Origin of the sequence: Clostridium sp. ZBS15, assembly GCF_023845705.1 — a bacterium.
Classification (GTDB): domain Bacteria; phylum Bacillota; class Clostridia; order Clostridiales; family Clostridiaceae; genus Clostridium; species Clostridium aquiflavi.
Genome location: NZ_JAMQHY010000008.1, coordinates 20,216 through 33,035 on the forward strand (window position 1 = coordinate 20,216; position 12,820 = coordinate 33,035).

A 12,820-nucleotide genomic window follows, 5' to 3' on the forward strand; every position below is an offset into this window, starting at 1 on the left:
ATGACTTAATTCCTTCACTTATTTTTTTCTATTTAATTTTTTATTAATCTCTATTAAAATGTACTATTTTTATGTTTTTTTATATATTAAATCAACTTTTCCCCAAAGTAAACATTTTCATAATTAAGACAAAAAAAACGCAACCCTTGGGGCTAGGTTGCGCTTTAGCAATAAGCAATAAGCAATAAATAAAAAGGGGGCTATATAATTCCTTTTATTTATCCTTGCAAAATTATTATAGGACATTCTATATTAAAATGCAAGTAATTTTACGAAAAATATTTACTCATGCGTCTAAAATGAATTATTTTATTGCATAATCTTTTAACGTTCGTTAATTTTTATTTAAAATAGCTAATTCTTCATCTGATAATTCTCTATATTCGCCTTCTTCTAAGCTTTCATCTAGAATTAAATTACCAAATTCTTCTCTTTTTAGATATACTACTTTTTTATCACGTGCTTCAAACATTCTTTTTACTTGATGATATTTTCCTTCTTGTATAGTAATTCTAACTTCTGAACCTTCTGGTGATGCAGATATAATATCTAATTTTGCTTCTAAGCATTTATATCCATCATCTAATACTACACCTTTTTTAAATGCCTCTTGATCTTTTTCATTTACTTCTTTATCTATTTTAGCATAATAAACTTTATCAACATGCCATTTAGGTGATATCATTCTATGATTAAAGTCCCCATCATTAGTTAATAACAATAATCCAACAGTATCTTTATCTAATCTTCCTACTGGAAATGGATTAAAAATTTGATGATCTAATTCTAACAAATCAATAACAGTTTCATCTTTTGAATCATGAGTTGCTGATATTACTCCTGTTGGTTTATTCATCATTAAATATATGTATTTACGATAAAATATCTCTTCTCCATTTATCTTAACTATAGATTTTTCAGGATCTATATTTACACTACTATCTTTAATTATCTTTCCATCTACTTCAATTAATCCTTTTTTTGCTAACAATTTAGCTTCTTTTCTGCTTCCATATCCTAAATTAGAAATTATTTTATCCAATCTCTCCATTTACTTCACTCCACTCTATCATTTTATATGTCTCTCTACACAATAGTATATTATCACATATGTCAAAATAAATATTCATATAAATAAAAAATTATGTTTTAAATATATATTTATATATGCAATAGGCAAAGTGGCATATATAAAATTCTTACTAAAATAGAGCCAATAAAAAAATGAAGTTATTACTAAACAACTTCATTTTTTATTGATTCATGCTAAATTCCACTTTTATAATATCCCATTACTTTTGGAATATAGTTTTGAGTTTCTTTAGGCATTTTATATAAATGTTCAACAGAGCTAACTCCTCTTTTTTGCATTGTTCCAGGTCCTGCATTATATGCCATAAGAGCCATTTCTACATTTCCATCATACCTATCAATATATCCCTTTAATTGCTTAACTCCACCATTAATGTTTTGTTCTATATTAAAAGGATCACTTACTCCATCTTCTTCACAATTTTCCGGCATAAGTTGCATAAGTCCCATAGCACCCGCACCTGAAACTACTTTAGGATTAAAATCAGATTCCTGTTTTATTATTCCTAAAATCAAATTAGAATCTACACCATATTTTCTTGATGCTTCTTCTACTGCTCTATATATTCTTTGTTTACTTTCATCATCAGTATCTATATCGACAGTTGATGTAGTACTAGACCCATTTAATTTAGATGTTAAATTCTCATTTAAAACCATTTTCATATAATCTAATCTTTGTCCAGGTGTTGTATTTGTATTTTCCAATGATTTCATTGCTTCTAATGCACTAGAATCCTTAGTTGATTCATTAGCTGATTCATTAGATTTATCTGTTAAAGCTTGCATAACTAAGGCAAATTCTAGTCCATTAGTTCCACTATTACTTTTATCATCACTACTATTACCACTATTATTAATTGCTGTTAATGCCATTAATTCATTTGAAAATGAATTTAAATTGTCTATACTCATAACTGCCCTCCAATTTTATTATGCTATATTTTAAATAATTGTTGATATATTCATTCTAACATTCCTAAGTTCAATTACTCAGTCCACTTTGCTTATTCATATATCAATGATTTGTTTAAATAGAATCTTTTATTAAAATCACAAACTTAAATTAATCTACTATATTTATTTTCGTAACAAGTTTATAAATCTTAATCTAATACCTTAAAAGATATTTCTGCATAATCTTCATAGTTAGTATTTTTATAATAACTTTTAGATAATACTAAAATCTTATACTTTCCTTTAATAAAAGGTATAAAGCTATAGTAATTTTTCTTACTATATGATTGAACTTTATTCCAGTTACCATGTTCCATTAAATAAAATTCATAGCAGACATCTTTTCCACCTGTACTCTTTACTTCAAATGATAATTCATGATTAATTTTAACCTTCTTTTTATTTATAATTATTTCTGTATTTATAACAGGTGATGCTTCATTTATATATAAACTAACTTCTTTTTTAGAATCATATTCATCTATACATTTTATATTTTTAGCATACACTTCTATTGTATATTTTCCTGAAGTTTTAGGAACAAATCTTAATTTTTTATTTTTAATAAATTCAGTTTCTTCAACTAAATGTCCATTAATTTTAGTTACATATTTAACCAAGACACTTTTTGTATTTTGAATTATTGATTCAAATTCTATGGTATCTCCAACTACATAATTATTTTTTAAAGGTAACATTATATAATCGATTTCTCCTGGTATATACTCATTTGCTTTTAAGTAAACAAAAGTATGTGCATCAAATTCTTTATCAGAATATCTGTCCTTAATAATAATCTCTATCTCATAATCTCCTTTTTCTTCGGGAGTAAAATTAATCCAATTTTTATTATTATTATTTATTTTTTCCACCTTTATTTTATTTCTATACACTACAAATGAATAATTTAATCTAGTTCCACCTTCTGCATTAACCATTATATTAACAGGTTGTTTAATCAAAACACTTTTTTCTTTATCTATAACAACATCAACTATTTTTACTGGCTTATTGCCTCTTTTTTCTATTTCAAATTCAATTTCTTCGCAAGCTTCATATTCACATTCAGATGATGCATCTTTGGCAAAAACTGATATACTATATCTTCCTGATTCTCTAGGTTGCCATATATATTCAGAATTTCTTATAAATCCAGTATCCTCTTCATATGAACCTTTTACTTTATATCTATATAGAATATTAATTCCACCCTCTACTTCTGCTTTGAATTTTATATCAGTTTCTATAATTTGAGGTGAACTTAAATCTGCTGCAAACCCTTTAATTAATATATCCTTATATGGTTTTATATTATATAAAAGAACTGCTCTATCATCATATTCTTTATTTGAAAATATATCTTTTGCACATGCTAAAAGTCTATAACTACCATGAGTATGTTCTTTGTAATTTAAATAATTTTTAGTAGAATAATCTTGCATGCAAATTGCTTTTCCATCTTTTGAAATCTTATAAAATTTATATAAAATTGTTCTGTTACTTTCATTTTTGGTTTCTAATGTAAATTTAAGATCTTGTCCAACTATTAATTCAGTATTATGACATATAAAATTAGTTATTTCAACATCTTCAATATCATCTACATTTATTTTGACAGTAGTATAATCATCAAAATTTTCATCAGAAGTAGCTCTTTTACATTCTATTAAAAATTCTTTTTTGCCTGCATTATTTGCAGTATATAATAATGTATTATCTGTTGTATAGTCTATAATAGGTTCCCATCCTTGCTCTCCCTTTACATAAAATCTGTAAAGTAGCTCTTCTTCCGCTGCTTTTACCTCTATAGAACACTTTTCTCCAACATTTAAACTAGTTTTATCAACCTTTACCTCATCTATAAGCCTTACTAAATCTTTGTTACTAATTAAATAATCTTCTTTAGCTACATAATCGAATGATTTTTTTCCTTCCTTATCTCTTGCTTGAACCATAACCGTATATTCCCCTTCATAAACTGGCTTCCAACAGCAATTATCTTTTTCTGAATAATCTTGTATAGTTGTCCATATACCATTTAAACCAATAATAAATTTATATTCTATGTCATCCTTAGGGTTATTAACCTGACTTTTTATATTTATTTCCGTTCCTCTTGTTTGCGGTTTTTCTTTATTAAATATGAGTTCTATATTCTTTAACTGAAGCTCTTGCATCCTTCTCAAAACCCCTCTCTATATTACTCCTTAATTATATTATACAATTATTCCATTTTTTGTAAATAACTTCAGCTAATTTTTATTTAAATTATATCATATTTATATAATTCTTATCATATACTGAAAAAAAAATAGAGGTATTCTCCTCTATATATTTTTATTAACTAATTCAATTAGTTTTATTAAGTTTTTTTCTAATCTTAAATTATCCTCATTAGTCCTTTTTTTAGGATTGGAAGTTTTACCTCCACCTCTCCTAATTTTTTGGGATAAATGTCTTTCTTCTAACAATCGATCTATATTGCTTTCATCATAAATAAAACCTTTTGGATTTATTACTTTTGCTTTCTTAGGCAAACATATAGCTGCTACCCCATAATCTTGAGATACTACAATGTCATTAGCTTTAGTTTCATTAATTACAAACATATCCACACTTTGAAAACCACTATCCACAATTTTAACTTCTGAGTAATTACTTTGTATAAAATGATTTATATCGCAATAAATTATTACTGGTATATCTCTATCTTTAGCCACTTTTTCAATAATGGAGATACCTGGGCAGGCATCTCCATCAATTATAATTTTCATAAATTAAAGTCTCTTCTCTAATTCATCTTTCATATCTTCATATCCTGGTTTTCCAAGAAGCGCAAACATATTCTTCTTGTATGCTTCAACTCCTGGTTGATCGAATGGATTTATTCCTAAAAGATATCCACTTAATCCACAAGCTTTTTCAAAGAAATATACCATGTGACCAAAATAGTAAGGTGAAAGTTCTGGTACATTTAATACCATGTTAGGTACTTCACCATCATTATGAGCTAATAAAGTTCCTTGGAATGCTTTATTATTTACAAAATCCATAGTTTTTCCAGCTAAGAAGTTTAATCCATCTAAGTCGCCTTCGCTAAATTCTATTGTAATTTCTTTTCTAGCTTTTTCGACATTAATAACTGTTTCAAAAAGATTTCTTCTACCATCTTGAATATATTGTCCCATAGAGTGAAGATCAGTACTAAAGTCAACTGCTGCTGGGAATAATCCTTTTTTATCTTTTCCTTCAGATTCTCCATATAATTGTTTCCACCATTCATTGAAATAATGAATACATGGTTCATAATTAACTAATACTTCTATTTCTTTACCTTTATTATATAAAGCATTTCTTGTGACAGCATATTTATAACAATCATTTTCCTTAAGTGAAGGATTTGAATATGTTTCTCTTGCATCTGCTGCACCTTGCATCATTTCATCTATATTTATTCCAGCTACAGCTATTGGTAATAAGCCTACTGGTGTTAACACTGTAAATCTTCCACCAACATCATCAGGAATTACAAATGTTTCATATCCTTCTGAATCAGCTAAGCTTTTTAATGCACCTCTAGCTTTATCTGTAGTTGCATATATTCTCTTTCTTGCTTCTTCTACACCATATTTCTTTTCTAAGTATGATTTAAATATTCTAAATGCAATAGCTGGTTCTGTAGTAGTACCTGATTTTGAAATTACATTTACACTAACATCTTTTCCTTCTATAGCTTCTAATAGTTCTGCCATATAAGTTGAACTTATGTTATTACCTGCATAAAATATCTTTGGCACTTTTCTCTTATTGTCATCTAAAACGTTATGGAAATTACTTGTTAACATTTCTATTGCAGCTCTAGCTCCAAGATAAGATCCACCTATTCCTATAACTATTAATACATCTGAATCAGATTGTATTTTTTCTGCTGATTTCTTAATTCTATCAAATTCTTCTTTATCATAATCTACTGGCAGGTCTATCCAACCTAAAAAATCACTTCCTTGACCTGTTTTACTATGAAGTCTATCATGTGAATCTTTTACCATTCCTTCCATGTAATCTAGTTCATAGTTTTTTACGAATCCTTGTGTTTTACTTAAATCTAATGTTAATCCTTTTTTCACAACCATACCTCCATATCTTAATTACGTAAATTTCACTTTTCAATTATATCACACTTTCATTAAACATTTCTTAAACATTTATGATATTATTCAAACCTTGGAATTTTATACTAAAGATAATAATTCTTAATTATTAAAGTAGATAGATCTATATAAATCTATCTACTTTATAATTAAAAATGTCTTTATTCTTTTACCTTATTATAATACTGTAATCTTATTATATGCATTTTCCCAATCATTAATGAATTGTTTTACACTTAATTCTGTTAATGGATGTTCTATAAGTTTATCCATTATGTCGCTTCCCACTGTTACTGATTGACATCCTCTTAAAGCAACTTCATTAACTTGTTGAACATTTTTAAAAGATGCTGCTAAAACTTTAGTATTTAAACTATTAAATTCTAACAATTTAATTATTTCTCCAACAACTTCTACTCCATTTCCGCTAATATTATCTATTCTATTAACATATGGTGCAACAAAGTGAGCTCCTGCTTTTGCTGCTATCAAAGCTTGTTGTGGTGTAAATATTGCAGTAGCTGTTATCTTATATCCAGCTTTATTTAATATTTTTATAGCCTTTATTCCATCTGGAGTTACAGGTATTTTAATATATATATTTCCTCCAACTTGCTCTGCTATATACTTAGCTTCTTCAATCATGTCTTCAGCTTTTAATGATAAAACTTGTGCATGTAACATGCTATCATTACCTATTATTTCTCTTATGTTTTTTAATATTTTTATAAAATCTTCTTTTTCTTTACTTATTATAGATGGATTTGTTGTGACACCTTCCATAGGATAAAATTCATACGCTCTTTTTATTTCTTGTAAGTTTGCAGTATCTAATATATATATCATTTTTTCCTCACATCCCTATTAATATTCTTAAAATTTATTTTTATAGCATTAAAAGTCCCTGATAATATTAGGAACTTTTAATGTTTATATTTATTTAAAATTTATGAGAGAGTACTAAATTGATTTAAAATACATTTTTTGATTTTTACTAAATAAAATTAACCTCTAGTTTTTCCGCCAGCTACATTATAAGTTACTCCATGGATGTAACTTCCTCTTTCTGATCCTAAGTAACAAACTAAGTCAGCGACTTCTGATAATTTTCCTGATCTTCCAAGTGGAGTAGTTGATGTTTTGCTATATCCAGCTCTTAAATCTTCAACTGTAATTCCTCTAGTATAAGATAATGCTGTTTCATATTCTATAGTTCTTAATCCTGTAGCTTCTAATATTCCTGGTGCTACACCTACAACTCTAACGCCTTGTTTTCCTAATTCTTTAGACCAAGATCTTGTAAATGAATTTACTGCATTTTTAGTTGCTGCATAAATACTTTGACCTTCTGATCCTTCTAATCCACTTTCTGAAGACATATTTACTATTACTCCAGAACCTATCTTTACCATTTCTCTAGCAACTGCTTGTGCACAGAAAAATACACCTTTTATATTAACATTAACTATTTTATCAAAAACAGCTTCATCTAATTCGTACTTACTATTTTCTTCTTTTGGATCTACTAATAATCTAGGTATATTTATACCTGCATTATTTACTAAAATATCTATTTTACCGAATGCTTCTTTAGTTTTTGAAACCATTTCTTTAACGCTATCATAATTTGTTACATCTGTATTTACATATACCATTTTTCCACTTGTTTCATTCATATCTAATTGTGGTGCATTAGGATTCATATCACATACAACAACATTTGAACCATTATTTAAAAATTCTTGTGCTACTGCCTTTCCTATTCCTGATGCTCCACCTGTAACTATTACTGTTTTTCCTTCTAAATTTAACCATGACTTTGTCATTTTTTATTCCTCCATTATTAAATTAATAATTTATATGAATATTGTTTCTCTATATCTGATAAATAAAATAGGTTTGATTATCTTTACTTATTTCCGATATAAGTACATTTATAATCAAACCTATTTAAAATTCAAAGAACAATTAATCCTATAAATTATTTAATTATTTATATATAAGTTTGAAAATACTTTAAAACTCTTCGTTAAATTGACTTATTGTATAAATTGACTTATAATTTTCTTAAATATTATTTTTTAAATATTTAAAATTAATTTCTTATTATTTTTAAAATTGTACCAACGGCAATTGGTGCAATTTCTTTTTTTTCTAGATATAAAGTTCCACCTACTTGTGCTTCTTCTTCTCCTAGAAAATTATATGTTATATGTCCTAATTCTTTTAAATTTTTATTTACTAATTCACCTACTGCTTTTATCTCATAAGTAACATCACCTATTGAAAGTATGTCTTTTGGCATTATCTCTTCTAATAAATTATTTTCATTGTGAATAAAGCAATAATCAATTAATTCTTGAGGAGCATTGTCCTTAAAAGTTATGAACATATTTGCTGCAAAAAATTCTTCAGCATTTTCACCAATTTTTTCTATTTTAGTGCTATAAATCGTCTTCATAAAACTGTTCCCTTCTTTAACAATTAGATTCTTTAATTAATACAATTTAGCTGTATAGTCCAAAACTTACAAGCCAAGCTACTACAACTGTTGGAGCTCCTGTTAAGAATCTTGAGTATAGAACTGATGGAACACCGACTTGTACAGTGTCTGGTTCTGCTTCAGCTAATCCTAAACCTACTGGTATAAAGTCTGCTGCTGCTTGTGCATTTATTGCAAATAATGCTGGTAATGCTAAGTGTGGTGGTATAGTTCCTTTACCAATTTCAGTACCTATTAAAACACCAACTATTTGTGCTATAACTGCACCAGGTCCTAAGAATGGTGAAAGTAATGGGAATGAGCATATAAGTGCTAATACAACTAATCCGCCTACATTTCCTATTAATGGTGTAAGTAAATTTGCAATAAAGCTTCCTACTCCTGATTCATTTATAATACCTATCATTACTGCAACGAAAGCCATGAATGGTAATATTGTGTGAATTACTGTGTCAATAGTATCTCTTCCTGCTTGGAATAATGTACTACTAAAGTTTCCTATTGCTATACCAATCTTTCCAACAAGTCCCCCTGTTTGTTGACTAATCTTTTTACTAGTATCGTAACTCATTAAGTCTTCCTCCTTTAAATCCTATTCTTTATATCTTAGAAAATAAACCTATTCTATTACTTCTACATTTGCTGGTTTTACTGCTGAAACATAAATATCTTCTTTTATAAACATTGCTAAAGGTCCACTTCTACCTGTTTTCATAATATTAACTGTTGGTATCTTCTTTTGAGGATAGATTCCACATCTTAATGTTCCACCACAATTTATTATTACACAAGCAATTTCATCATCTTTAACTCCTGTTGTAAATCCATCTATTAATTCACATCCTGTTAATTCTGCTATTGTAACTGCTGTTTCTGGTTGAGCTCCTCCAGTAATATATACTACCTTGTTTCTTTTTTCTGTAGGTTCTATTAATAATGGGCCACCCCATCCGCCTGATCCTTTGTTTATCTTAACTTTTTTGTATCCCATAATTGCCAACTCCTTAATCTTTTATTTTTTTATTTATCTTATTTAACTTTAATTTTTATTCAATTAATTTTTTTATTTAATAATTATCCTAATTTAACTTCTGTGTTTAATTTAACACCTTGTTGTTTTTCTACATATGAAGTTGTGAAATCTGTTATCCAACCTCTAAAGAAGTTTGTTATTATACCTACTAATAAATATCTAACTGCTAGATCTGTAGTTGAAAAACCTAATGTAGTAATACCTGCTGCTATTCCTAAGAATACAAATAATTCACCTGGATTTATATGTGGAAATAATCCATTCATTGTGTGGCAAGAGAAACTTGCTGCTGCATAGTAACTTGGTTTATACTTTTCTGGCATAAACTTACCTAATGATAATGTCATTGGATTCGCAAATACGAATGTTCCTATAACCGGTAATAATAAGTATCTAGTTATTGGGTTTTTAGCACATTTCATAGCTAATTTTTCTACTTTCTCATCCCCAATAAATTTTATAATTGCATTCATTGTAACTAGTAGTGCTATTAGTAATGGTATTATGCCTGTTACAAAGCCCATAAATTGATTACCACCTGCTCTAAATAGATTCATGAATGAATCTGCACCTCTAGCTAATAATTCTAACATTTGTGTCATAAGAAAACCTCCTCATTATATATTACAATTCTTAAACAACCACTTCTAAGTCTGCTTCTTTTTTACTTCCCTCCTCATGTCTAAACTTTTTATAGTTTTTAACAGCATCTAAGATTGCTCTTTTAAGTGGTTTGTTAAATTCTTTTAAATCGTTTTCCTCAATACTATCTATGTACATATTTTCAAGACCTTTAAATTGCTTAACTCTTGCTGCTACTGTTACTCCCTGCATTTTTCTAGATTCTAAAATTAATCCATCATCTTGAATTCTTATAAGAACTATAGTACCTGAGTTAATCATTCCTTTTTTTCTTCCTATTGCTACTTTTCCTAATCTTCTTAATTCTATATAATTTTTATTGAAATCCTTGATTTGTATTAATCCAAAGATAAAATTAAGTATCCAAACAGCAATTCCTATAATTATTAAAAATACAACCGAATTCATAATTTATCTCCTTCCTAAAACTTCTTTAAACTCTTTATAATTTTTACTTTTTATTAGCTTTTGAACTATCTTCTTATCACTTGATAAGTCTATAATTTCTTGATATGTTTTTACTATAATATCTTGACTATTTTGGCTTTCTGAAGGTATTACAAGTAATATTATGAGTCCTACTTCCTTACCATCAACCACAAGTAATTTATCTAGTATTCCATATGAAACTATTACGCTATTTACCTTTTCATCCACTGCATGTGGTAATGCTATATTTCCACCAAATGCTGTTCCTGCTTTCTTTTCTCTTGCTATAACTCTTTTCTTATATTCATTTGATACAATATTTGATTTTATTAAGCTATCCAACATATCTTCTAAATTGTCCATGAAATTGTTTTTGTTTAAATAAAATACTAATTTTTTATCCAACATTCCATTTAAAATATATTGTTCTGTATCATTTCTTTTCTCATTAGTCTTATTTAAAAATATTTGACTTTCTATTTCTCCTTTTAATTGACATTCATCAAAAATCGAAGTGATTTTTACTATTTGTGTTTCAGTCTTTATATCTAAATCTACAAGAGTAAATATCATATCATAATTACTTGCTATTTCTTCTGTAAAATCTAAATCAGAAAATGATTTGAACTTAATTTCTTCTCCAAGTATTTTCTTTAATTTTATAATTAGTAACTTTGCTGTTCCTAACCCTGTCCCGCAAACAATTGCTGCTTTTTCTATTTGAATAAAAGATTTGCCTGCTTTTTCAACATAAGTCCCAAAATGTAATGCTAAGTATCCAATTTCATCATCTTCTACTTGTACCTGATACTTATCTTCAATTACTGAAGCAGCTATTTTAGCAACTTCATAAGGCAATTTGTACTTTTCTTTTATTTCTTTTAACATAGGATTTTTATATTTTATATTTAGTACTATTCTATTTAGTGCATAATATAAATGATATTCTAATCCTTGTATTAATTGTTCATCTTCTTCTAAGCTTAATCCAGTAAATTCAAAAACCTTGTCAAAGATTTGTTTTCTTAATAAAGTTACATTTTCACCTATTGTTAAATTTCTTAATACCTCATGATACAAAGGTGCATTTCTTCCAAGTAAAGGCATTACTATAAAAATTATTTCTAAATCATCAATTTTTTCATCTTTTAATGTTTCAATTATACCTTTTATAGTTTTTCCTATTTCATACTCTTCTGATTCCTTTATTATTTTATATTGTGATTGTAGTGAAATTATATTTTTATTATTCTTCAATCTCATTAACATTACTGCTATATATCTTATTAAGTTATTTATTAAGGCTTCAGTTACACTAAATCTATTTTCTTTTAGATTTATTACTATTTGTTCTTGAAGTTTAATAATCTCTTTTTTAGTAAGAATATTATTGCTTTCTAATAAAATTATTGAATCATTATATGTTTTACATAAATGTTCAAGTATGATTAATCTTAAATTAATTTCATCGCCTTCAATTTTTATTCCTGAATTTGTTTTTCTCTTTAATATTAATCCATACTCATCTAACTTCTGATCTACTTTTTTTAAATCTTTAACTAAAGTAGTTCTTCCTACATTCATTTCTTCTGCTAAATCATCAATTGTCACAATCTCATTAAGTCCTACTAACCTGTTTATTAAATAATCAATTCTTTCTTCTGGATTATTTAATTGACAAAATTTTTGTTTTTGTCTTCTATTTAACTCTAGCAATTGCTTAAATTTTTCATCATCTTTCACATTTAGCTTATACTGAGAATTATTAGTCTTTACTATTTCCACAACATCCTTAGGTATTTCTTCCTGTAATTGCTTTAAGTAAGTTCTAATACTTCTAGTACTAACACCAAGTTCATCCGAAAAATCTTTTAAAGCTTTTTCTTTGCTATCAGCTAACATTTCAAGTATGGTAAATAACTTTCTTTCTAATGATTGTGTAATCATTTTCAACCCCTCATTCCATCTTACAATTATATAATAGTACATTAATGTAATTTATTTAATATTCAC

General features: G+C 27.2%; 11 protein-coding genes and 1 pseudogene. All 12 read right to left on the reverse strand.

Annotation, left to right across the window (positions count from 1 at the left end):
• Positions 1-334 precede the first annotated feature (334 nt).
• The 12 genes and pseudogenes from NG904_RS03520 to NG904_RS03575 all read right to left on the reverse strand — a co-directional run bounded on the left by NG904_RS03520 (position 335) and on the right by NG904_RS03575 (position 12,754).
• Positions 335-1,051: a pseudouridine synthase gene (locus tag NG904_RS03520; RefSeq protein WP_252215308.1), complete on the reverse strand. Its 717-nt coding sequence runs from the start codon at positions 1,049-1,051 to the stop codon at positions 335-337.
• A 215-nt stretch (positions 1,052-1,266) separates the two neighbouring features.
• Complete coding sequence (locus tag NG904_RS03525) at positions 1,267-2,007, reverse strand: lytic transglycosylase domain-containing protein (RefSeq protein WP_252229796.1); 741 nt, start codon at positions 2,005-2,007, stop codon at positions 1,267-1,269.
• Between the two features lie 191 nt (positions 2,008-2,198).
• A complete protein-coding gene (locus NG904_RS03530; RefSeq protein WP_252229798.1) occupies positions 2,199-4,226 on the reverse strand; it encodes a triple tyrosine motif-containing protein in 2,028 nt (675 codons plus the stop codon).
• 150 nt (positions 4,227-4,376) lie between these two features.
• On the reverse strand, positions 4,377-4,823 hold the full coding sequence (locus NG904_RS03535) for a YaiI/YqxD family protein (RefSeq protein ID WP_252229800.1): 447 nt from the start codon (positions 4,821-4,823) through the stop codon (positions 4,377-4,379).
• 3 nt (positions 4,824-4,826) lie between these two features.
• Positions 4,827-6,176, reverse strand: coding sequence for a glucose-6-phosphate isomerase (locus NG904_RS03540; RefSeq protein ID WP_252229802.1), 1,350 nt, complete (start codon positions 6,174-6,176; stop codon positions 4,827-4,829).
• Positions 6,177-6,377: 201 nt separating this feature from the next.
• Positions 6,378-7,046 carry a fructose-6-phosphate aldolase gene (gene fsa / locus NG904_RS03545; protein WP_252215293.1) on the reverse strand — a complete coding sequence of 223 codons (669 nt, stop codon included), beginning with the start codon at positions 7,044-7,046 and terminating at the stop codon, positions 6,378-6,380.
• Between the two features lie 158 nt (positions 7,047-7,204).
• Complete coding sequence (locus tag NG904_RS03550; RefSeq protein ID WP_252229804.1) at positions 7,205-8,026, reverse strand: SDR family oxidoreductase; 822 nt, start codon at positions 8,024-8,026, stop codon at positions 7,205-7,207.
• 269 nt (positions 8,027-8,295) lie between these two features.
• Positions 8,296-8,661 (reverse strand): PTS glucitol/sorbitol transporter subunit IIA, encoded by a 366-nt coding sequence (locus NG904_RS03555; protein WP_252224931.1) that lies wholly within the window; start codon positions 8,659-8,661, stop codon positions 8,296-8,298.
• Positions 8,662-8,707: 46 nt separating this feature from the next.
• Positions 8,708-9,697: pseudogene (gene srlE / locus NG904_RS03560) on the reverse strand (PTS glucitol/sorbitol transporter subunit IIB).
• 80 nt (positions 9,698-9,777) lie between these two features.
• Complete coding sequence (srlA, locus tag NG904_RS03565; protein ID WP_286673952.1) at positions 9,778-10,338, reverse strand: PTS glucitol/sorbitol transporter subunit IIC; 561 nt, start codon at positions 10,336-10,338, stop codon at positions 9,778-9,780.
• Positions 10,339-10,369: 31 nt separating this feature from the next.
• Entirely contained in the window at positions 10,370-10,786 is a 417-nt protein-coding gene (locus NG904_RS03570; protein ID WP_252215288.1) for a transcriptional regulator GutM, read from the reverse strand.
• Positions 10,787-10,789: 3 nt separating this feature from the next.
• Positions 10,790-12,754: a BglG family transcription antiterminator gene (locus NG904_RS03575; protein WP_252229806.1), complete on the reverse strand. Its 1,965-nt coding sequence runs from the start codon at positions 12,752-12,754 to the stop codon at positions 10,790-10,792.
• Positions 12,755-12,820 lie beyond the last annotated feature (66 nt).